The following is a 21085-nucleotide window of genomic DNA, read 5'->3' as shown; positions in this document are numbered from 1 at the left end:
CAATTGGACGCGGATGAAATCTGTGATCCGACCAGCAGCTCGGCTCGCCAGTCTTGGTGTGTTGCTGACGGCTGGGTTGCTCACGCTGATTGGCGTGGGGGCTCTCATCGTCCAGGGGAAATGGCAGGTGGGATTGCTCGCTCAGGTGTTGTTTGTTGGGGCCATGTTGAGCAGTACAGATGCTTCAGCAGCCCTTTCACTGTTGCGACCACTGGCTGGTCGCTTGCCTCAGCGGGTCCTCGATTTGATCGAAATGGAATCCACCATTAACGATCCAATGGCGGTGGTTTTGGCCAATGTTGCCTTGGCCTTAGCCGGTGGGACGGGTTTGGCCACAGCCGATTTGGTGACGGATGTGATCCGGCAATTCCTTTTGGGTGGACTGCTTGGATTTATTGGCGGCAGCATGATTTCCCAGCTGCTGATGGGCAGTCAATCGCTCACCCGGGGCTCCATGCTGCCGGTGGTGAGCTTGGCTCTCCTGTTGGTGTTGTCAGGGGGCACAACGTTGATGGGCGGAAGTCCGCTCTTGGCGGCCTATGTGGCGGGCCTTGTGTTGGGCAATAGCCGTGCTGCCGCCCAAGAGGTGCTCGAAGAAGCCCATTCCAGCTTCGCGAAAATGGCTGAGCTGCTGCTTTTTTTATGTCTGGGCTTGGTTGTCGCCCCCCAAAATGTTGTTGAGGCTGCCGGATGGGCTCTCCTTCTGGTGCTGGCGATGCAGCTGGTGCGGTGGCTGATGGTGCAGCTGTTGTTGCTTCGAGCGGATTTTCAAAGCAGTGAAAAACGCTTTGTGGCATGGACGGGTTTACGTGGGGCGGTTCCCATTGCAATGGCAATTCAGGCTTGGGCATCGCCCGCCCCCTGGGGGAAGTTGATGCCACCCCTCGCCTTGGCCGTGGTGTTGTTTGGCTTGCTACTTCAAGGATTTGCATTGGCGCCGATCGCCCATCGTTTGGGGCTGGTGTTGCCGTCGGAAGAAGCGGAACCCACTTAACCTTTCGTCCTCTGGAATTCCCGCCCCATGCGTCTGTTGCTGCTTGGCTGCACTGGCTTTGTTGGCCGTGAGCTGGTCCCAGCCTTGTTGGAGGCGGATCATCAGCTCACGTTGGTGAGCCGACGCTTGGCGCGGGGCTACGAGGCAGAACGCGCCGATGGACGACTCATGTGGTTGCAGCTGGATCCCTCTAAATCTGTTTCATGGCAAACCCCTGAGCTGGTTAAGGCCCTCTCCACTTCGGATGCCGTCGTGAATCTGGCCGGTGAGCCCATCGCCGAAAAACGTTGGACAGCCCCCCATCGCAAGGTGTTGGAAGACAGTCGCTTGGAGACAACCCGCTTTTTGGTCGATGCGATGGTCGCTTTAGCGTCACCCCCGGCTGTTTTGATCAATGCATCAGCGATCGGCTTTTTTGGCACCAGCCCCACCGCCAAATTTGTCGAGTCCAGTCCAGCAGGGGCCGATTTCCTCGCCTCGTTGTGTCAACGCTGGGAGACGGCTGCTTCCGCAGTGCCAAATTCTGTCCGTCAGGTGAGCCTTCGGATCGGCATCGTTTTGGCTTCTGATGGCGGTGCACTCGGAAAAATGTTGCCCATTTTTCGCACTGGTTTTGGTGGGCCGATTGGAAGTGGCAAGCAATGGATGAGCTGGATCCATCGCAGCGATCTATGCGGCCTGATTCAGACAGCGCTGACTGATCAGTCTTGGTCTGGTGTGGTGAATGCGGTGGCGCCGGAACCCGTGTCGATGACTGTGTTCTCGAAGCAGTTGGGACGCAGCCTTAATCGCCCCAGCCTTTTGCCTGTTCCCGGACCCGTGCTGCAGCTTCTCCTTGGCGATGGTGCCAAGGTCGTGCTTGAAGGTCAGCAGGTGGCCTCTGAGCGGCTGGACTCCTTGGGATTTAGCTTCCGCTACCCGACCTTGGCTTCAGCCCTCGCCGCTGCCACCAGCTAAGGATTCCACTCAAGACAGCCGCCATGATCAACAGGCTGATTGCTGGGGTGAATAAGGGTTGCCATAGCTGTTGAAAAAGATCCATCAGACCTGACTGTCCCTGGCTTTGGGCAACCACAGCCGCTACAAAAAATCCTGCGCCAAGAAACACCACCAGCACATTCAGCATCAGGAGCCGATCCAGCCAGCGTTTCCAAGTGGGTTCCGTTCCTGCCGTCATGGTGCTGTTGATGGACAAAGGCCGCCAATGGCTGAAGCCATTCTCAGGCCTCCTCCGCTGCTGCCCAACCTGCGCTGTGCTTCGGTGTGGCACTGCTGTTGGAAGTCAATGTTGTGCTGGATTCGCTTCAGCAGCTGTAAGGCCATTTGTGCAGAGGTGGAAAGGTTGTCCTGACTTCCGCTATCGCCTGGGGCGCAGAACACTGTGGGTCCGAGAAGGCGTCGCTGCGCTTCAGCAAAGGATGCTGTGAACTGGGGCCCCTGGCCTGGAAGTTGCAGAACTGGTTTGGCTAGGCCAACGGCCTGTTCGGCTGCCGTGCCGGCCATGCTGATCACGAGATCACTCTGTTGTAAAACCGCTTGAAAGGCCCCACGACGAACCCGAACGGCAGGGCATCCATGGCGCTCAAGTCGACCATCCCGAAGTTGCCAGCCAACACCTTTTGCACAACGATTTAAACCCGTGTCATCAAGGCTGGAAACGAGGGCTAACTCAAGTGAGATCCCCATGTTGTCCGGGAGTTGAGCGCTCATCCTGAGAAGCAACTGGAGGTTGGCCTCCAGCTCTGGGCGACGGCTGCCGGGTAGCAGACCGATTTGTGCTGGAGTGTTGGCTGTCGATGGTGTTGGGAGCAACACCGGGTCCATAAAAGGATTGCCGAGAAATTGCACAGGTCGTCCCAGCTGTTCACTCAGATCGTCTGCAGTGAGTTGATCCCGGCTGAAAACGGCACGAAAATTCTTTCCAGACAGCATGGGCTTACAGGGCCAGGGCAGTCGAAGCTGGCCCTCGTAATGGCTGGAGTAGGCCACGAGATAGGTCGCCACTGGACGACGGGTGAGCCACGCAGCAATCACAGGAATCACGTCTCCCACCACCACAATCAGATCAAACCGATGGGCGTGCCGTAGGAGGCGAAGCAGACGACGCAGCAGATACAGAATTTGTCCTTGGATGAGTTCTGTCAGACGTCCCTGCAGGCTGGTGTATCCGATCCCGCCTGTGCTGAATTCATGGCTGCTGCCCAGTAAAGGGATCGTGGCTTGGGCGTAAGGGTTTCCCAGGCCGGCTAGGGGAAGGGCGGTGACCTCATGGCCAAGGGTCCGAAGCGCACTACCAAGTAACGATCCGGACAGATCTTCGCCGTGGCCATTACTCAATAAAAGAATGCGTCCCATTCACCACATCCAGGTGGAAGGATCAGGAATGCCATTGGCTTCCCTTGTCATTTTGAGTCGTTGGGCCGCCCGGGCCAAGTGTTCGTCGCGACGTTGATTGGCCCGTTCTTTTGCGGCGTGGCGGCTGGACTCGGAAGGAAGTCGGGTGATCGTCCACATCCCAACCATTCTGCCAAGACTGGATTCAAATCAGAACGGTCCTCGAATCCAAAAACGATCTGATCCCTGGGAAGGATGTACTGGATTTAGAAATCGAGCCAAGCCTTGACTTTTTCAAGCGCTTTCCATCCCGGTTTCCGTTGCAAGCCATCGTTAATCGAAGTTTTGAGGTCGCCGGCAGCTTCCGGAGCAAAGGCGATTACCTGTTGAACTACCTGGATGTGATCGCGGACTCCCTTGGACTTCGTTTCGAGTAGCGCCAGGCTGAGATTGATTCTTGCTTGAGGGTCTTGAGCATTGAATTTCACGGCGAGCCGAGCCGAGCGAAGGGCATCCTCCGGCTGGTCACAAAGCAATTGCAACCAAGACAAACAGGTCCAACCTGCTGATTGCCCTGGTGAAGCTTCGGTGATCTGTAGAAAGTCAGGCAGCACCTCAGACGCTGCTGCACCCGCCTGATAACGAGCCATGGCCTGATCGAACAGGTTGTCCGCGGAGGTCTCCATCGACGGTGAAGAGGCGTTGTATCTATTCAGATTCCCATGCGACTTCCTCGTTTCAATCAAACAGCGAACGAACTTCCACAGCCGCAGGTTTGCGTGGCGTTGGGGTTGGTGAAGTTGAAGCCACCGCCAATCAGTGCGGTACTGAAGTCCAACTGCATGCCGTAGATGTAAAGCAGGCTCTTTGGATCACAGATCACACGGAAACCTTGGCCATCGGATGATTCGTAGTCGTAGCTCTCGTCGTCGTCCAGGGTGTCGGAGGCAGGCACGAAATCCATCGTGTAGCTCATGCCGCTGCAGCCACCGGAGCGCACACCAACGCGCAGAACCTGATTGGTGCCTTGCTCTCCGCAGAGCTTTGCTAGCTGTTGCATTGCCGGTTCTGTAATCAAAATGCCCTTGCCGTCTTTGGCGGTATGGGCCGGCATCGTGGTGGGTGTGGTGGTCATCGTTGCCGCGTGCTCGACTCCCACTCTATGGAGGTTCATACATAGAGTCGACTGAGTTGAACGTCTCAAGGTGCGGGTCGCGATTGTCGGTTCCGGTCTCGCTGGCCTTACCGCAGCAGTAGATCTTGTCGATGCGGGCCATGAGGTGAACCTCTACGAGGCACGTCCTTTTATGGGCGGCAAGGTAGGCAGTTGGGAAGACCCCGATGGCAACCACATCGAGATGGGGCTCCACGTCTTCTTCTTCAACTACGCCAATCTCTTCGCCTTGATGAAGAAGGTGGGGGCTTTCGAAAATCTCCTGCCGAAGGACCACACCCATTTGTTCGTGAATGAGGGCGGTGACTTACGTGAACTTGATTTTCGCTTCCCGATTGGTGCTCCGTTCAATGGTCTGAAGGCGTTTTTCACAACGCCGCAGCTCAGTTGGATCGACAAGCTGCGCAACGCCCTAGCGCTAGGTACCAGCCCAATCGTGCGTGGGTTGGTGGACTACGAGGGTGCGATGCGTACGATTCGCGCCTTGGATTCAGTCAGCTTCCAGGATTGGTTTGTGGGCCATGGCGGGAGTCCTGAGAGCATTCGACGGATGTGGAATCCAATTGCGTATGCGCTGGGATTCATCGATTGCGAGGCGATTTCGGCCCGCTGCATGCTCACGATTTTCATGATGTTTGCTTCGAAAACCGAAGCATCGAAGTTGAATTTGCTTAAGGGGTCACCCCATCGCTGGCTTACGGGTCCAATCCTCGACTACATCCAGGCCCGTGGCGCCAAATTGCATTTGCGCCATCGGGTGAAAGATGTTCAGTTTTCGGACGGTGAAAATCCAGTCGTGACAGGTCTTTTGTTGGGAACACCGGAGGGTGAAACTAAGGTTGAAGCTGATATTTATTTGGCCGCATGTGACGTTCCGGGCATCCAGAAACTATTGCCCGAGGCTTGGCGCAAATTCCCTCAATTCGAGGCAATTCACCAGCTTGAAGCCGTACCAGTGGCCACGGTGCAGCTGCGTTACGACGGGTGGGTGACGGAACTCAATGAAGAGCATGAGAGCCAGCGTCGAGATCTCAACAACCCCACCGGGTTAAACAACTTGCTCTACACGGCTGATGCGGATTTCAGCTGTTTTGCTGATCTCGCTCTCGCTAGTCCCGAGGATTACCGCAAAGAGGGGGAGGGATCGCTTTTGCAATGTGTGCTCACACCAGGTGATCCTTGGATCCCCAAGTCGGTGGATGAAATTGTTGCCCATACAGATCGCCAGGTGCGCGCTCTTTTTCCCTCCGCTCACAACCTGAAGCTCACCTGGAGCAATGTTGTGAAACTGGCTCAATCGTTGTATCGCGAGGCTCCTGGTATGGAGCCCTATCGCCCCGATCAGCGCACCCCCATTGGTAATTTCTTTTTGGCTGGCAGTTACACCAAGCAGGACTACATCGACTCCATGGAAGGGGCCACGATGAGTGGCCATTTGGCGGCCGCTGCCATTCTCGATCAGCCGGTCAGGTTGGCGACCAACGCAGCGGTGGCCTAGATGGGACGCTGGCTAGAAAATACGGTCACAACGGAAGTCCAGGCTTCTGCAGAGAAGGTTTGGGCGGTGTGGAGCGACCTTGAGGCGATGCCGAAGTGGATGCGCTGGATCGAATCGGTGAAAACCCAAAAAGATGATCCCGATCTCACTGATTGGATTTTGGCGGCCCAGGGTTTTCGTTTCACCTGGAAAGCGCGGATTACCCAGCGGGTAGAAGAGCAACAACTGCACTGGGCATCCGTCGGTGGGCTGCCTACCAAGGGTGCTGTGCGCTTTTACCCCCAGACGCAGGACTGCACCGTGGTGAAGCTGAGCGTGAGTTACGAACTCCCCAGGGTCTTGGCACCGTTGATGGACCCAAGCATCTTGGGTGGGATTGTGACGAAGGAGCTTCAGGCGAATCTTGACCGTTTCCGTGATTTGGTGGAAGTCGTCGACTAATGCACGCCTGGTGCATTCCCTTGGATGGCTGTTGCTCGCCCTCGGCCTCTCGTCCTGTGGAGACCAGTCGTCCATTGCCCCCTTTGCTGAACAAGACGCTCCAGCATTGGCTCCGCAGTCCCAGCAGAGCAGCCCACCATCAACGCCGCCGTCATCGATTCCCGGGGCGACCGGTTTAAAGCCACTGCCGACAGCTCAGCAAGTTCAGGGTGCGGTCCCATCTGGCCGTGCTGATCCTTTTAGTCCCCTACCGGTTGCAACCGCTGCCGATCAACCTGCCGCGGGTGGTTCCCGTTTATTGGGTGTCCTCACCGTTGGCTCCCAAACGCGGGCGTTGTTCTCCTTCGGGACCAGTCGTGGTGAGATTTGTGTTGGCCCCCGCGGGCGTTGTTCTCAGGATCACCCCCTCGTCTTGCCTGAGGGTTGGTCGGTGTTGAACATTGATGGTCAAAAAGGGTGTGTTCAGCTGGCTGAAAATGGCAAAGCTCAGGATTTGCTCTGTATCGCTTGAGCGCAGGCCTCCACCAATCCTTCTAGGTCGTGCGGGTCGGCTTCTGCATCCACTCGGCCGAAGTGCTCACGGCAGCAGCGGCTGGTTTGAGGACCGATCGACACCACGGCCACTCCGTTAAAATGTTGTTCCCATTCGCTTCCGAAGCGTCTCTCCATGAGCTGGGCGGTATGCGTTGCGGTCTTACCACTGGTGAAGGCGATCACATCCACGGCACCATCGGCTAGGGCCGTGGCGGCTGGTTCCGCAATGTGGTCTGGGCAGCGGGAGTCGTAGGCAGCAACCTCCACGACGCGCACCCCCGCTTCACCGAAGGCATCTGCCAAGACCGTTCTGCCACCGTGCTGAACCCTGGGCAGAAGCATGGTTAACCCCCAGCCGGATACCGGGAAATGATCAATCAAACTCTCAGCAACAAAGCTGGGAGGAACGAAATCGGCAGGGGCTCCCAGCTCCTCGAGAAGTCTTGCTGTTTTGCGTCCAACGGCTGCAATTTTTAGGCTTCTCGGTAGCCGGCAGAGGCTGCGCTGCTGTCGTTGAAGTCGTTGTTCAACGGCCAAAACACCATTGGCACTGGAAAACACCAGCCAATGGAAGTTGTCGAGGTCAGCCAATGCATCGTCCAGTGGTCCCCAGTGATCTGGCGGAACAATCACCAAAGCTGGTAGGTCCAGAACGTTCGCACCCTTTGCCTCCAAGAGTTCTCTGGCTTCTCCCTGCTGCTCAGCCGCGCGGGTGACGACCACGGTGCGATGTTGTAGTGGCTGGTCCGATCTTGAGGCGGGGAGGCTCACGTCACCAGCTCCGTATCAAGTTTCACGATTCCTTGAACGTTGTCGCGCAGTTGGCGGGCCTCATCGGTACGACCTTGGGCCGCCAACAGTTCAATCGCTGTCCGAAACCCGTTGCGGGCGGCTTCGATATCCCCGCCGAGCAACCTGGCTACGGCATGGTTTTGATGACAAGCAGCATTGTTGGGATCCAAGGCAAGGGAACGGCCATAGGACTCGAGGGCCGCGGCGATCTCTCCTTTTTTGCGGAGCATCAAGCCGAGGTTGTACCAACCCAAGGCCACTTCCGGAGCCCGTTGCGTGGCGGTTTGCGTGAGCTGGATCGCCTCATCGAGTTGGTTCTGTTCCATTAATCGCGCTGCCAGGTTGAGGCGAGCACCAAGGGTGATGCGGGTGTCGAGCGGGATGTCCAGGGCTTGGCGATAGAAGGCCACGGCTTCGTCTGGATCGGATTCGCTGAGCGCTAAACCGAGATGAAGGAGTAATTCATAACGTTCGCTGCTCTGGGCGGTTGCATTTTCAAGGCCTTGTCGCAAGAGCGGAATGGCCTCGGACGCGCGGCCTTCGCTGATCAAGAGTCCACCGAGTTTGGCGCTTGCGTAGGGATCGCCAGGGTGTCGTTTGAGGTCGTCCTCCATGGCCTCACGCAGCCGATCGGCTTTGTCGGAGCCAGCGAGAAGTTCGGGCCTGTAACCGTCATGAAGGATGGCTGGTTCGCTGCAATTCGCGATACGCCACTGAGGCTCAGACGAAATCAGCGCCTGAACGCTCTCATCGATCATCGAGTGATAAGGGCGACTCCACTGGATGCTGGGATGACGTCGAAACAACCGACTGACGCTGGAATAGGGAGCCATGGCCGCCCCGATCTCATAGCGAAGCAGGTTGATCACCAGCACATCGGGCTGGGCCATCAGGGCTTTTAAAGACGGAATCACCTCAGGCCGAAGTTGTTCATCTGCATCCAGCACCAGCACCCAATCGCCCGTGAGGAATTTCAGAGCATGGTTTCGGGCAGGGGCAAAATCCCCAGGCCACTCCATCTGATCGATGCGGGCCCCGGCTTGTTCGGCGATTGCCACGGTGCCGTCAATGGAACCGGTGTCCACCACGACGATTTCATCGGCGAACCCCTCTACGGAGGCTAAGCATTTTGCCAGTCGTGCCTCTTCGTTGCGCACGATCATGGAAAGGCTGAGCATCAGTTGGGGCCGCTGGATCGGCCGAGGTTAAAGCGCCTAGTCGGTGAAATCAGCGTTACCCATTGCGCTGTGTGAGCGGTTCAGCAGACTCTTCAGCACTTGTCGTTGTGCTTCCGGCATTTGTCCTGGGCTGTAGGCAGCAGGGATGTCGGGCTTCAGGACGATTCTCAACTGCTCCCACACGTAGGGGCTGCCGTAGACGACAAGACCGGCCAGCCGATCGAGCTTTTGGAGCTGCTGCACTGCAGCCAACCAAGGTTCGATGCTGTCTTGCGAGCCGCGAAAAGGATTGCCACGGATAAATAGTTGCAGCAGCACCGGACCCTCCCCAAGTCGATCCAAGGCAAGGGGGTAATCCGGTTCTGGTTACCAAGGGGAGAGGCCTTGGCTGTGGATCACCAGGCTCTTGAATCCTTCAGCTTCGGGTAGGCGAAGCGCGGGCGCTGTTCCAGTGAGAACTGGGCAAGGAACGATGCCATCCACCCGAATCAGATTGATGCCTTGGCTGCTGTTGATGCCGGTGCCGGGTTGCAGATGAAGACAGGCAGTGACGAGCTCCTGTTCCAGTTGTCGCTCGGACTCTGATGGGATTGGGGTGTCCTGTGATGAGTCGTTTGGATGGTGCCGTTGGCTTCGCCTCAGCGCCTGATGGCGCCGCTCTCGTGAGTCCTCGAGTCGCTGCTTGGGTAGCCGGCCGCTGCGAAAGGCCTCACATAAACCCTGGATCGCCGCATCGGCATCGGCGGGCATCAAGATCAGATCAGCTCCGGCCTCAAAGGCCAACACCGCCGCCTCTGCAGAGCCATAGCGCTTGGTGATCGCTTCCATCACCAGGGCGTCCGTCACCACCAAGCCGTCAAAGCACAAGTCGTTCCGCAACAGGTTGGTGAGCACTGTCTTTGAGAGCGTTGCGGGATGGTCTTGATCTAATTCGGGAAGCAGTAGATGCGCTGTCATGACGCTGTCCACTCCGGCGGCGATCACCTCCTGAAAGGGTGGGAGTTCAATTTCGGCCAAGCGCTCCCGGTTATGGGGAAGGACGGGTAAGTCCAAGTGGGAGTCGCTGCTGGTGTCTCCGTGGCCTGGAAAGTGCTTGGCACAGCCCAGCACACCAGCTCGGCTGAGTCCCCTTTGGAATGCAGCAGCAAGGGCACCTGCTGTGGCGGCATCTTCACCCCAAGCCCGCACATTGATCACCGGGTTGGCGGGGTTGTTGTTGACGTCGCAAACAGGTCCAAGCACCCAGTTCAGTCCGCAGCGACGCGCTTGGTTTCCAGTGCAACGGCCGTAACGCTCAGCCAAGTCCAAGGCTCGCTGAGGCTCGCCCTTAAACAACAAGCCGAGGGCTAACGGTGGGACGAGCCAGCTTGCGCCTTCAAAGCGTTGGCCAACGCCCTCTTCAACGTCGGCACAAAGCAAAAGAGGTTGATCACTCCATCGCCGCAACATCTCAGTGCGCTGCTGTAATTCCACAGCGCTTCCCCCCAGGAGGATCACCCCCCCGACGCCCTGATGCAGGAGACGTGCCAGGTTGGCGTTGTTGAGTTCCCAGCGTGGGTAGCGACGTTGTTGGTCGCAGAGGTGGCCACTGGCTCGAACCACGATCAGCTCGGCAACCTGTTGCCCCAATCGATCAGTCGGGCTGTAGCTCATCGCTTCCCAGGGGGATTTCACCGCGTTCTTGGCGTTGATCTTCGAGTTGGTTAAGGAGCCCAAGCACGGATGTTCCCTTTTCGAGGCCGCGATCCAATTGAAATTTCACCTCCGGTGCCCGACGCATCTGGAGACGACGCCCAAGTTCACCCCTCAAATAACCGCTCGCGGCTTCAAGCCCCTCCATGACTTCATTTTGGTCGTTGGGTTCACCAAAAATGCTCACAAAAATCTTGCAGTGTTGAAGATCCCCAGCCACTTCCACGGAGGTGATGCTCACCATTCCTTTGTGCACCCGTTCGTCGCGGATGCCATTGATCAATAGTTCGCTGGTTTCTTTGCGGATCAGGGCTGCGACCCGCTCTACCCGACGCCCCTGAGCCATTACGCCATCGGTACTCCATTCACCATCGCACGGAGCACCAACGAGAGGCTGATGAAACCGCTGATGAGGGCTCCGATCATGGCTACCGCCGTCACCGGATTGCTGCGTCGCTGGGCGAGGGGTTCAGCCACGGAGTTCATCACCCCGAGCGTGAAGGTCACTAAATAACGCGGATAACGGGTGACGTTGAGGAAAAACTCCCGCATGGTGCTGGCGAGCTCTGGTTTCTAATAGCTACTCTGCCGGCCTCATGGGACCTTCGGTGATGATGGAACTGCATCAATTTCGCCATTCCGCTTTCTGCCTGAAGGTTCGAATGGTGCTACAGGCCAAAGGCCTCAGCTACCGCACCGTTGAAGTCACACCGGGGATTGGCCAGGTCGCTGTCTTTCGAATATCTGGCCAGCGCCAGGTTCCTGTCCTGGTGGATGGTGACGTTGTGGTGGCCGATTCGTCAGCGATTGCTCGACACCTCGAACAACGAGAACCCAGTCCTGCACTGATTCCTGACGATGTGCGTGAGGCGGCTCAGGTGCAACTGATTGAGGATTGGGCCGATACAACATTGGCCGCAGCTGGACGCTCTGCCCTCGTTCAGGCGGCGGCCATGGATCCATCGCTGCGTGTTGCACTACTCCCCGATGATCTCCCTGATCCGGTGCGCACGGTGATGGGTGCGATCCCCGGTGGCTGGGTTGGCAGCGTGACTGAGTTGGTGAATCAGAACGATCGTGCGGATTTGCTCACCAGCCTCGAGAAGTTGTCTGCCTCAGTTCAACAAAGTCCTTGGCTGGTGGGAGATGCCATGTCGATGGCCGACTTATCTGTAGCCGCTCAACTCTCGTTGTTGAACTTTCCATCGTCTGCGGGTGCTGCTTTGGCGGGAAAAGGTGTACCTGGCTTGAGCGACCACCCAAAGTTGCAGGCCCTTTTCCAATGGCGCGACTCACTCGAGCTCAAGTTGATGGAGCGGACGCTGGAAGAGGTGTGAATCGCAGCTGATAGTGGTGGCTGCTTTGAACGGAATCGCGCAACTTTTCTCCTGGTGGCGGGTAAACCCCTTGCCACTGTTCGGCGCAGATTCCTGAACCGCAGCGTTGATATCGGCTCAGGGTTTCCACCTGACTCAACCTTGGCGGCCCGGGTGCGTGGAGGATTTGGAGAACCAACTCATCGGCTAAAAACGTGTCGGAATTGGGGGACTGCTGCTGTCTGCCCGTCACGGTGGTTTCCAATCGTCGATCACCTGTGAGCTGCGCCATCTGACGATTGGATGACTTGGGGTCGTCTTCGACCCGCAGCAACTGTTCGCCGAGCAGGGCCCGACCGATGGCATTGGCGTTGAAGGCGCGATCCCCCACCAGCCTGTTTTGGCTGTCGGAAATGAAGCGCGCCTCGTGGGTGATGGCGGGCTGGTCAAGGTCGTCGAGGTCGACACTTTGCACCTCCCATCGGCCCTGGAACCATTGCGGATAGATCAGGTCATCACGGCTGGAGGGGCGGCTGAGAGGTGCCGGCAACGTCCAATTCGGCCAAAGCTCCAGCCTTTGCTCCAAAGGCGATGCCCATGCGGGGGATCCACCGAGCAGGATGGAGAAACCGATCAGAAGCGCAAGCAAATTACCGCCCATGTCTGATCCCTTGATTCGTGCTTGTGATGATTACGTGGTGCTGGAACCCGGCAAGCCAGAACAGCTGCTCGACGTCCCAAATACCCTGGCATGGCTGAGTCGATGGTTGCAGACGATGGATCAGTTGCCAGCTGACTTGGCCGATCTGTCGAGTGTGGAGGCTGCTGCCCAGCGATTGTTGGATACGGCCTGTGATTTGGAGCTCAGCCCGGGAGTCTCGATTCAGTGGTTCGCGGTTCGCTTAGAGCCACCGTCTTAGTCAAATTTGTCGCCGTGGTCGCTCCTGTCAATCAACGCTCGCGTTGTTGGGATGGGTCCTTGATGAGCGTTGGAAGGAGTTGCAGGATGCCATCAGCGACGTCATCGGGTGTTTCGTCTTGGATGACCACCGTGAGATCAGCTTCGTCATAAAGAGGGCGTCTTTGCAGGAGGAGGGCGTCTAAGGCTGCTTCGGGGTCTGGTTGTTGCAACAGCGGTCTTTGGGTTGCATCGCCCCGCAAACGTTCGATGAGCTGGAGCCGATCCACATCAAGCCAAACGACGATGCCGCTGTGTAGTTGTCCCCAGTTTTCTGGTTTGGTGACCACGCCCCCGCCTGTAGCCACCACCAAGGAATGGCGCTGACTGATCGCATTGAGCACTTGGCTTTCGATCAAGCGGAAGCCTTCCTCCCCATCCCGTTCAAAAATCTCCGGAATCGTGCAGTTGGCCACCTGTTCGATCACAGCATCGGCATCAACAAAGCCATACCCCAGTCTTTTCGCAAGGGGGCGTCCAGTACTCGTTTTTCCGCTCCCCATCATTCCGATGAGATAGATGCTGCGTCCGCCTAAGCGTTCTTTGAGAGAAAGAATGGGATCTGTCATCGCTCGAAAATGCAGCTAGCTCATTAGGATGCTCTCCGGCCGGAATGTCACATGACTGAAACGAAGTCGATTGCTCGGCACGGCCAGGGTCGTTCTTGCGTCATAACGCGGCGAGCCTGTTTTAGTGCCAGCCATCGTTACTGGTTGCCAGAGTTATCAGCAGATGACAATGCTGCTCGCTTTGGTCCTTGTAGTTTCGCGCCAGGTCATGGCCACAACTATGAGTTGATTGTTTCGATGGCGGGCGACTTGGACGCCGATGGCATGGTTTTGAACCTCTCTGAGGTGAAACATGCGATCCGTTCTGAGGTGACCGGTCAGCTCGACTTCCGCTTCCTAAATGAAGCTTGGCCGGAGTTTGATGTGTCGTGTCCGGAGGGCTGCCTCCCGACCACTGAGGCACTGGTTCGAACGATTTGGCATCGCCTTCGACCCCACCTTCCAATTACGGCTTTACGCCTCTACGAACAACCGGGCCTCTGGGCCGACTATCTCGGAGATCCCATGGATGCATTCCTCACCATTCGTACCCACTTCGCTGCAGCCCACCGCTTGGCTCGTCCGGAGTTGAGTCAGGAAGAAAACGAGCAGATTTACGGCAAGTGCGCGAGGCCTCACGGCCATGGCCACAATTATTTGGTGGACATCACCGTTCGTGGAAGCATCGACCCACGCACGGGAATGGTTTGCGATTTGTCGGCCCTGCAACGGTTGGTTGATGATCTGGTTGTTGAACCCTTTGACCACACCTTCCTGAACAAGGACGTGCCGTTTTTTGCTGAGTGCGTTCCCACTGCGGAAAATATTGCTCTGCATATTGCTGACCGACTCTCGAGTCCGATTAAAGCCATTGGAGCTCAGCTGCATAAGGTGCGCCTCCAAGAGAGCCCGAACAACGCTGCAGAGGTGTATGCCGAAGTGCCCCAGCTAGAGATGCTTCCGGCTGCGATGGATGCGGTTGCAGCGGTCTGACGACATCACGGCCCCAGCGCTAGAGCGGCCAGAAACACGGTTGGTTTTAGCCATATCGTTAGACGGTCGGCTAGCGCCTGCTGAAGGTGGTGCGGCCCAACTGGGGGGGCAGGGCGATCGACGTGTCCTTGATGCCTCGCTGGCCTGGGCGGACGCCTCTTTGATGGGAGCAGGGACGTTACGGGCGCATGAAAGCACTTGTTTGATCCGTGATCGGGCCTTGCTTCAACAACGCGTTGATCAAGGTCGATCCGTTCAGCCCGCAGTGGTGGTAGTGAGTCGCAGCCACGATTTCCCTCAGCAATGGCGGTTTTTTCGGCAGCCTTTAGAGCGGTGGTTGTTGGCACCGAAAGCGCCCGCTCAAGGTTTCGATCGCTGGATTCCATTGGGCAGCTCTTGGCCCGATCGCCTTGGGGCTCTGCGTTCGCTTGGGGTGCGTCGCCTCGTTCTGTTGGGGGGAGCATCCTTGGCGGCGGAATTGCTGCAAGCCGATTGCGTGGATGCTCTCCAGCTCACGCTGGTGCCGACTCTGCTGGGTGGAGACCACACGTGGTTGCCTGTTGAGCAGGGTCTACTCCCGGTTCAAATGATGGAGCTTGGGGCTTGGGGCTGTGATGGAGTCGAAGATTTGGGTGATGGCGAAATGATGCTTCGCTACCGGAGGCAACGGCTGCATTAGTTGACCCATCGGTCGCTTTCCGTTGCATGAAGGGCATAATCCGGAACAAAAATTCGGCTGCGAGTCGGAATTGGGAATAAAGACGTGATGATTGATCGGTCAGACAAACAAAAAGACAACTTAAGGGGGATGCCTGCCCCTAATAAACAGGCTCGCCGAACTGGATTTTGATGTCACTGTGGGTTTAATGCTTTTGCCGCAGACTGATCACATTGATCGGAATCGGGCTTCCGGGCTTGTTCTCTTTCGTTAGTGTCAATTAACTCCGAAGCTTTGGGTTGGACCTATGACCGCGCTTACTGCGCGCTGGCACCGCTCTGTAGCGGAAATCTCTCCACAGCAATGGATTGAGTTGCTGTGGAGAGATGCCCTGCCTTTTTATCAATGGGAATGGCTCCACGCTCTTGAAAGTTCAGGAAGCACCGTCCCTGATCAGGGTTGGCAACCGCTTCACCTTGCCCTTTGGCGGGAAGACACTCCCATTGCTGTTGCGCCCTTATATGTGAAGGGGCATAGCTATGGCGAATTTGTTTTCGATCAGACCTTTGCGCGATTGGCCGCAGATCTTGGTTTGCGCTACTACCCGAAGCTCTTGGGGATGAGCCCTGTCAGCCCAGTAACCGGCTATCGATTTCATATGCTCCCTGGGGAGGATGAAGCGCAGCTCACGGTTGTCTTGCTTCAAACAATCGATCAGTTTTGTGAGAAGAATGGGATCCTTAGCTGTAACTTTCTATATGTTGATCCGTCTTGGCGCCCTCTGGCTGAGGCCTCAGGTTGCGCGGCGTGGCTGAATCAACAGAGTCTTTGGAGCCGTGGAAATGATCAAACTTTTGGTGATTATCTTCAGGGTTTTAATGCTAATCAGCGTCGTAATATCAAGCGAGAGCGTAAGTCGGTTTTAAAAGCTGGTGTCATGGTGACGCCCCTCACTGGTGATCAACTTGATAGTGAACTTTTAGGGATCATGTATCGCTTCTATGAGCAACACTGTGCTCAGTGGGGACCATGGGGAAGTAAATATCTTGAGCCGAAGTTTTTTGCATCGTTGGCTGATCAATATTGCGACAATATTGTATTATTTTCGGCTCATCGAGGTGATCCGCGTGATCCGGTCGCGATGTCGCTTTGTGTGCGTGATGCCTCCCGTCTATGGGGTCGATATTGGGGGACGCATGAACAAATTGACTGCTTACATTTCGAGGTTTGTTACTACGCACCCATTGAATGGGCTCTTCAGCAGGGGATCGATTCATTTGATCCCGGCGCAGGAGGCAGCCACAAGCGTCGCCGTGGCTTTGTGGCACAGCCGCATGCCAGCTTGCACCGTTGGTATGAACCACAGATGGATGCATTGATCCGCGCTTGGTTACCCAAGGTGAACGGGTTGATGTTGGAAGAGATCGATGCGATCAATGCCGAGCTGCCCTTCAAGGCAGAGTCCCCCACCTTGACTTTGTAAATTCAGGCGATGGCGAAGCTTTCCGAAGTTGTCTCGCGATCCGAAGCTCGTGCAGAGTTGGATGATCGTTTGTCGCAGAGATTTATTGCGCTCGATCCCAAGGGTTACTTCCTGATCAAGGTGGACCATGCCTCAGCGGAGCTGGTGCTGGAGCATTACGGCAACACCATCGATGACAAGGGACTAGCCCATGATCCTGAGACGGGGGAAGTGCTGAGTTGTAAAGGCGGCAACGGACAAAGGAAACCGTCCCGTGTCTATCGAGGTTTGACTGCGAAACAAATCGGAATCCAACTCACCGAGAGTGATGGACCCCATCCGCTGAGTTCTCTGGACCATGCTTTCTATTTGGGGCGTGAGCTTCAGAAAGCTGAGGTTTGCTTGATCGAGGGAACGTCATACGTTCAGGATTGAGCTGCGCCTGTCCAAACTCCTGCTCGTGTGTTGGAGGTTCTGGCGGCAGTGATGTCTGCGGATTAACGATCGTCCCCGCAACGTTGAGCTGTGGTGAATGAGGTGTTCGTGATCGGAGATTGGCGACGTTTTTTAGAGGCAAACGTCGCAATTTCGCAAAGCCTGTCGGTCCTCACCCTCTTGCTACTGAATCTCTGATGTAATGGTGGGGACTTCCTTATTTGCTCATGGGCGTTGGTATCTACCTCGGACTCGTTGGAACTGGTCTCGTTGTTGCCTTCGTGCTCACCAAGCTTCTGAAGGGAATCAAGCTGATCTGATCGGATCCAGTGTTTTCTGGCCGCTGGTCGAGATCCAACGAATTGCCACCACCAGGCTGATTCCTCCGCATAGGGCAAAGGCTGTTGAAAGATTGCTCGCCACTACGACTCCAGCCACTAAGAGGCCACTGAGCCCTCCCCCGCCGAGAAAAGCGATTTGACTCAGACCGGCCATTCGTCCCCTTATCACTGGATCTGAGCCGATTTGAGTGATCAGGTTGCAGCTGCTCAAGAGACCTGCGGTGCCGGCACCGATCAGAAAGGCCATGGCCAGGCTGAACCCCACCCCTGGGCTTCTGGACATGCCCAGTTGGGCAATGGCTGTAATCATTCCGAACCCTCCGAGGGTGAGAAAGGGGCGATGGCTGAATTTGGCGCTGTTGCGTTGCAGCACTAGCCCACCAGCAATGCTGCCTGCAGCAAGCACGCTGGTGAAGAGGCCGAGGTCGGTGGGTTTTCCTCCCAGCACGTCAAAGGCAATCAGCGGCGCTAATCCAGGATGGAAAAAACCCACCAAACACATCACAGCCGTCAGGGTGAGCACGCCTTGCAACGTGGGTCCGCACTCGCGCCAAGCACTCATCAAACCTGCATTGTTTCCATTGGTGCTGCGTACTTCCCTCGAGCGATCAGGCTGCAGAAGAAACATCACGCTGGCAATGGGCAGTAAATAACTGGCAGCATCGATGCCCAATGCCCAAGCGGGTCCCGTTGCGGCCAGTAGCCAGCCGCCGATCGGCGGACCTACGAGTTTCCCAACGTTGAACACCACGGAAAAGCTTGTGAGGTAGCTCCCCAACTGCCTGGGTCCCACGAGGATTGAACAGTATTTGTTGCGTGCTGTGAGTTCATAGGCCCCTGCGATCCCCACAAGCAGCGTGCTGCTGAGGAGCAAAACCACCTGCGCCATGCCCTCAAAAAGGGGTATGGCTAGAGCCCCTAATCCTGCAGCGGCTAAGAGAGCCCATTGTGATTGCACAAGTACTCGCTCACAGCCAACACGATCGGTGCGGACCCCCGCTGGCCCACTGATCAGAAGCGTCGGCAGCGACAGCGCTGCAAAATTCAAAGCGAGCAGAAATGGATCGGCGCTGCCATCCATCAAGATCCAGCCTTTAGCGGTGATGCCAGCGAAAGATCCAGCGGTACTCACGCCAGAGGCGATTAAAAACAGCCGGCGTTGCTGCTCAGGCTGCAGTTGGAAAACGCTCAATCCTGCACTCTGGCTTCCGCCACCATCGCGCGAGCACCAACGATGTGTCCGGTCAGGTCGTAGATATCGGCGCCAGTAATTTTTACCGGAACAAAACTGCCTGGTGCGGCCTGTTGTCCGTCATCGCCAGGTTGAACATGTACTTCCCCATCCACCTCTGGTGCAAAGCGGGAGCATCGGCCGATCATCTCGCCGGTTTGTGGGTTGTGCTGTTCGATCAAGACATCAACCGTTTTGCCCACCCAGCGCTGGTTGCGCTCTGCTGCGATGGGTTGTTGCAGTGCCATCAGGGCATCTTTTCTGGCTTGCGCCACATCGGGGTCCACGCGATTTGGAAGATCGGCAGCGGCAGTCCCGTCTTCTGGTGAAAACGTGAAGATCCCCACATGATCAAAGCGTTGCGTTTCTAAGAAGGTCGCCAGGTGTTGGAAGTGTTCTTCGGTTTCGCCTGGAAATCCCACGATCAAGGTGGTGCGCAACACGGCATCCGGTAGTTGCTCTCTGATCTGATCGAGCAGCCTTTCATTCACATCCGCTTGCCAAGGACGGTTCATGGCCCGCAGCACATCAGGGTGGCTGTGTTGGAGCGGAAGATCCAGATAAGGCACCACGTTGGGTACGTCGCGGTACGCGGCCACAACTGCAGGTGTTAGTCCTGTTGGGTAGGCGTAGTGCACTCGTATCCAGGGAATTTCCACCTCGCCAAGGGCTCGCAAAAGCTCCGCCAACTTCGGTTTGCCGTAGAGATCCAGTCCGTAGTTGGTTGTGATTTGGCTAATCAGAATCAGTTCTTGAACCCCTTGCTCGGCCAATTGGTGGGCTTCGGCCACGATCGATTCGATCGGTCGGCTGCGCTGGTCACCTCTTAATTTGGGAATGATGCAAAAAGCGCAGCGGTAATCGCAGCCTTCTGCCACTTTGAGGTAAGCCACAGCTTGATCTGTGGTGCGCTGGCGTGGCAGATGCTCATCGCCCACAAAGCTCGGAACGGCGCTGACGCGGTTGACCCGTTCGCCAGATTCCACCCGCTGCAGCACATCCACGATGTGCTGGTAGTCGCCGGTGCCAACGATTGCTTTCGCTTCTGGAATCGACTCGAGCAATTCTTCCTGAAAGTGCTGCGCCAAGCAGCCCGCGATGATTAGCTCTTTTCCCTGTTCCGCGAGCCCCACGAGGGTGCGAACCGATTCTTCTCTTGCGTCTTGAATGAAGCTGCAGGTGTTCACCACAACAACAGAGGCATCCTCTTCATCGGTGCTGACGCCGTAGCCCGCCTCAGCCAGGAGTCCCACCATGTGTTCTGTGTCAACACGGTTTTTTTCGCAGCCCAAGTGGGCGAAGGCCACCGTTGGCTTTTCAGTGGGTTTCGCCATTGGTTGAGTCGTGGGTTCAGTTGTCGTGCTCGTCATCTCTGCGCCGTCAAGCCTCCCATCAGCCTAGGGAGAGGACGAATGGGGCACTAGCTGACAGAATTTGCCCACTTGTTGGTCATGGATGGGCAGCACCCGTCTCGTTAGTCGTCGTCGTCAAGACCCTGGAGCCAAGTGGGCCCGCATTGCGATGGCCGTGCTGGCCACGATCGGCGTCATTGATACGGGGTCGATCACGCTGAAGCGTTGGGGATTTCTTGGGGATCTCACCTGTCCGATGGGTGCTGACGGGTGCGACAAGGTGCTCAACAGTGCTTGGGGTTCGCTGGCCGATGGCATTCCGCTGTCGTTGGCCGGTCTGATTGCCTATGCCGCTGTGCTGTTGATGGCTTTGTTGCCCTTGTTGCCAGGGCTCCAGGAAAACAAGTCGGAATTGTCGCGTCGCACGTGGTGGGGACTGTTCATGGTCTCCACAGGAATGGCGGTGTTCAGCGGAGTTTTGTTGGGCCTGATGGTCTTCAAAATTCAGGCGTTTTGTTTTTTCTGTGTTCTTTCAGCAGTTCTGTCCCTCGCTCTTTTGGTGCTGTCGGTGGTTGGCGGTGGATGGGACGACCCTGGCACCTTGATCTTTCGGGGTGTGCTCTTAGCCCTTGCCGTGTTGTTAGGGGGACTGATTTGGGTGTCTGTGGTTGATCCAGACCGGCCTGAATCTGTTGCAACAGGGCCAGGCGTCGCCCCAGCGGTGACACAGGAAAGCACCCCGGCGACGGTGGCATTGGCTGAACATCTCACCGCTGGCGGTGCCGTGATGTACTCGGCTTATTGGTGCCCGCACTGCCATGACCAGAAAGAGATGTTCGGGAAGGAGGCCAGCCAGCAGTTGCAGGTGGTGGAGTGCGCCGCTGATGGCCAGAACAACCAGGCTGATTTGTGTCGTAGCAAGGGGTTGGAGGGTTTCCCAAGCTGGGAAATTAGTGGAGAGATCGATTCCGGTGTGAAGTCACTCGATACCCTCGCTGATCTCAGTGGCTACAAGGGAGATCGCGAGTTCTGATCTAGTGCCGTATGGCCCGGGTTCGGATCCCGTGCTGGAGGCATTGTCGAGAGTGGCACTGCCATTGAGGCAGGGCTACTGGGGCATCAATGCGAAAATGGCCTCCTCGGCTCTCGCGACG

25 protein-coding genes and 1 pseudogene are annotated in these 21085 nt (G+C 56.7%); 12 read left to right on the top strand and 14 right to left on the bottom strand.

The window, feature by feature from the left end; translation table 11 throughout:
* Window positions 1-13 precede the first annotated feature (13 nt).
* Together BL107_RS00170 and BL107_RS00165 are read left to right on the top strand one after the other, a co-directional pair.
* Window positions 14-994: a cation:proton antiporter gene (locus BL107_RS00170; RefSeq protein WP_009788225.1), complete on the top strand. Its 981-nt coding sequence runs from the start codon at window positions 14-16 to the stop codon at window positions 992-994.
* Window positions 995-1021: 27 nt separating this feature from the next.
* Complete coding sequence (locus BL107_RS00165; RefSeq protein WP_009788224.1) at window positions 1022-1951, top strand: TIGR01777 family oxidoreductase; 930 nt, start codon at window positions 1022-1024, stop codon at window positions 1949-1951.
* Here BL107_RS00165 and BL107_RS00160 read toward each other — a convergent pair.
* The 5 genes from BL107_RS00160 to BL107_RS00145 form a co-directional block, all read right to left on the bottom strand.
* A complete protein-coding gene (locus BL107_RS00160) occupies window positions 1899-2171 on the bottom strand; it encodes a hypothetical protein (RefSeq protein WP_009788223.1) in 273 nt (90 codons plus the stop codon). The two genes, BL107_RS00165 and BL107_RS00160, sit on opposite strands and share 53 nt — an antisense overlap.
* Window positions 2168-3349: a lipid-A-disaccharide synthase-related protein gene (locus BL107_RS00155; protein WP_009788222.1), complete on the bottom strand. Its 1182-nt coding sequence runs from the start codon at window positions 3347-3349 to the stop codon at window positions 2168-2170. Before BL107_RS00155 ends, BL107_RS00160 begins: the two co-directional genes overlap by 4 nt.
* Window positions 3350-3508 (bottom strand): hypothetical protein, encoded by a 159-nt coding sequence (locus BL107_RS12810; protein ID WP_198002369.1) that lies wholly within the window; start codon window positions 3506-3508, stop codon window positions 3350-3352.
* 86 nt (window positions 3509-3594) lie between these two features.
* Window positions 3595-4014, bottom strand: coding sequence for a hypothetical protein (locus tag BL107_RS00150; RefSeq protein WP_009788220.1), 420 nt, complete (start codon window positions 4012-4014; stop codon window positions 3595-3597).
* A 56-nt stretch (window positions 4015-4070) separates the two neighbouring features.
* On the bottom strand, window positions 4071-4463 hold the full coding sequence (locus BL107_RS00145) for an iron-sulfur cluster assembly accessory protein (RefSeq protein ID WP_009788219.1): 393 nt from the start codon (window positions 4461-4463) through the stop codon (window positions 4071-4073).
* Between the two features lie 70 nt (window positions 4464-4533).
* Between BL107_RS00145 and zds the strand changes: the two genes are divergently transcribed.
* The 3 genes from zds to BL107_RS00130 are packed head-to-tail and all read left to right on the top strand — an operon-like array spanning window position 4534 to window position 6952.
* On the top strand, window positions 4534-6000 hold the full coding sequence (gene zds / locus BL107_RS00140; protein WP_009788218.1) for a 9,9'-di-cis-zeta-carotene desaturase: 1467 nt from the start codon (window positions 4534-4536) through the stop codon (window positions 5998-6000).
* Window positions 6001-6441, top strand: coding sequence for an SRPBCC family protein (locus BL107_RS00135; RefSeq protein ID WP_009788217.1), 441 nt, complete (start codon window positions 6001-6003; stop codon window positions 6439-6441). It abuts the gene before it with no gap.
* The gene (locus BL107_RS00130; protein WP_232192706.1) at window positions 6404-6952 is read left to right on the top strand and encodes a hypothetical protein; all 549 of its coding nucleotides are present in this window, start codon (window positions 6404-6406) and stop codon (window positions 6950-6952) included. Before BL107_RS00135 ends, BL107_RS00130 begins: the two co-directional genes overlap by 38 nt.
* Here the strand turns inward: BL107_RS00130 and BL107_RS00125 are convergent.
* From BL107_RS00125 to BL107_RS00105, 5 genes and pseudogenes are all read right to left on the bottom strand, one after another.
* Entirely contained in the window at window positions 6928-7746 is an 819-nt protein-coding gene (locus tag BL107_RS00125) for a uroporphyrinogen-III synthase (RefSeq protein ID WP_009788215.1), read from the bottom strand. The two genes, BL107_RS00130 and BL107_RS00125, sit on opposite strands and share 25 nt — an antisense overlap.
* Complete coding sequence (locus BL107_RS00120) at window positions 7743-8945, bottom strand: glycosyltransferase (protein WP_009788214.1); 1203 nt, start codon at window positions 8943-8945, stop codon at window positions 7743-7745. The genes BL107_RS00125 and BL107_RS00120 overlap by 4 nt, the downstream gene beginning before the upstream one ends.
* Before the next feature lie 36 nt (window positions 8946-8981).
* Window positions 8982-10598, bottom strand: a pseudogene (locus tag BL107_RS00115) (glycoside hydrolase family 3 N-terminal domain-containing protein).
* On the bottom strand, window positions 10579-10983 hold the full coding sequence (gene rbfA, locus BL107_RS00110; RefSeq protein ID WP_009788211.1) for a 30S ribosome-binding factor RbfA: 405 nt from the start codon (window positions 10981-10983) through the stop codon (window positions 10579-10581). The pseudogene BL107_RS00115 and the gene rbfA overlap by 20 nt, the downstream one beginning before the upstream one ends.
* The gene (locus tag BL107_RS00105; RefSeq protein ID WP_009788210.1) at window positions 10983-11189 is read right to left on the bottom strand and encodes a DUF751 family protein; all 207 of its coding nucleotides are present in this window, start codon (window positions 11187-11189) and stop codon (window positions 10983-10985) included. The genes rbfA and BL107_RS00105 overlap by 1 nt, the downstream gene beginning before the upstream one ends.
* A gap of 59 nt (window positions 11190-11248) precedes the next feature.
* Here BL107_RS00105 and BL107_RS00100 point away from each other — a divergent pair, with 59 nt between their 5' ends.
* On the top strand, window positions 11249-11974 hold the full coding sequence (locus BL107_RS00100; protein WP_037988599.1) for a glutathione S-transferase family protein: 726 nt from the start codon (window positions 11249-11251) through the stop codon (window positions 11972-11974).
* On the opposite strand, the gene BL107_RS00095 is transcribed toward BL107_RS00100, so the two are convergent.
* Window positions 11940-12614 carry a DUF6816 family protein gene (locus BL107_RS00095; RefSeq protein ID WP_009788208.1) on the bottom strand — a complete coding sequence of 225 codons (675 nt, stop codon included), beginning with the start codon at window positions 12612-12614 and terminating at the stop codon, window positions 11940-11942. The genes BL107_RS00100 and BL107_RS00095 overlap by 35 nt on opposite strands.
* On the opposite strand from BL107_RS00095, the gene BL107_RS00090 reads away from it, so the two are divergent.
* On the top strand, window positions 12613-12873 hold the full coding sequence (locus tag BL107_RS00090; protein ID WP_009788207.1) for a chlororespiratory reduction protein 7: 261 nt from the start codon (window positions 12613-12615) through the stop codon (window positions 12871-12873). The two genes, BL107_RS00095 and BL107_RS00090, sit on opposite strands and share 2 nt — an antisense overlap.
* 31 nt (window positions 12874-12904) lie before the next feature.
* Here BL107_RS00090 and BL107_RS00085 read toward each other — a convergent pair whose 3' ends face one another.
* Window positions 12905-13480 (bottom strand): shikimate kinase, encoded by a 576-nt coding sequence (locus tag BL107_RS00085; RefSeq protein WP_009788206.1) that lies wholly within the window; start codon window positions 13478-13480, stop codon window positions 12905-12907.
* A gap of 51 nt (window positions 13481-13531) precedes the next feature.
* Here BL107_RS00085 and BL107_RS00080 point away from each other — a divergent pair, with 51 nt between their 5' ends.
* The 4 genes from BL107_RS00080 to BL107_RS00065 all read left to right on the top strand — a co-directional run bounded on the left by BL107_RS00080 (window position 13532) and on the right by BL107_RS00065 (window position 17007).
* Window positions 13532-14452: a 6-carboxytetrahydropterin synthase gene (locus BL107_RS00080; protein WP_037987786.1), complete on the top strand. Its 921-nt coding sequence runs from the start codon at window positions 13532-13534 to the stop codon at window positions 14450-14452.
* A complete protein-coding gene (locus tag BL107_RS00075) occupies window positions 14433-15131 on the top strand; it encodes a dihydrofolate reductase family protein (protein ID WP_009788204.1) in 699 nt (232 codons plus the stop codon). The genes BL107_RS00080 and BL107_RS00075 overlap by 20 nt, the downstream gene beginning before the upstream one ends.
* A 286-nt stretch (window positions 15132-15417) precedes the next feature.
* Window positions 15418-16593, top strand: coding sequence for a GNAT family N-acetyltransferase (locus BL107_RS00070; RefSeq protein WP_009788203.1), 1176 nt, complete (start codon window positions 15418-15420; stop codon window positions 16591-16593).
* Window positions 16594-16602: 9 nt separating this feature from the next.
* Window positions 16603-17007 carry a DUF4346 domain-containing protein gene (locus BL107_RS00065; RefSeq protein ID WP_009788202.1) on the top strand — a complete coding sequence of 135 codons (405 nt, stop codon included), beginning with the start codon at window positions 16603-16605 and terminating at the stop codon, window positions 17005-17007.
* A gap of 306 nt (window positions 17008-17313) precedes the next feature.
* Here the strand turns inward: BL107_RS00065 and BL107_RS00055 are convergent, their stop codons facing one another.
* Both BL107_RS00055 and rimO read right to left on the bottom strand, forming a co-directional pair.
* Window positions 17314-18540, bottom strand: a complete 1227-nt coding sequence (locus BL107_RS00055; RefSeq protein ID WP_009788200.1) for an MFS transporter — start codon at window positions 18538-18540, stop codon at window positions 17314-17316.
* Window positions 18537-19949: a 30S ribosomal protein S12 methylthiotransferase RimO gene (rimO, locus tag BL107_RS00050; RefSeq protein ID WP_037987783.1), complete on the bottom strand. Its 1413-nt coding sequence runs from the start codon at window positions 19947-19949 to the stop codon at window positions 18537-18539. Before rimO ends, BL107_RS00055 begins: the two co-directional genes overlap by 4 nt.
* An 85-nt stretch (window positions 19950-20034) precedes the next feature.
* On the opposite strand from rimO, the gene BL107_RS00045 reads away from it, so the two are divergent.
* The gene (locus tag BL107_RS00045; protein WP_009788198.1) at window positions 20035-20964 is read left to right on the top strand and encodes a vitamin K epoxide reductase family protein; all 930 of its coding nucleotides are present in this window, start codon (window positions 20035-20037) and stop codon (window positions 20962-20964) included.
* Window positions 20965-21085 lie beyond the last annotated feature (121 nt).

It is taken from the genome of Synechococcus sp. BL107 (assembly GCF_000153805.1).
GTDB lineage: Bacteria > Cyanobacteriota > Cyanobacteriia > PCC-6307 > Cyanobiaceae > Parasynechococcus.
This window is presented reverse-complemented; position numbering and strand designations above follow the sequence as displayed.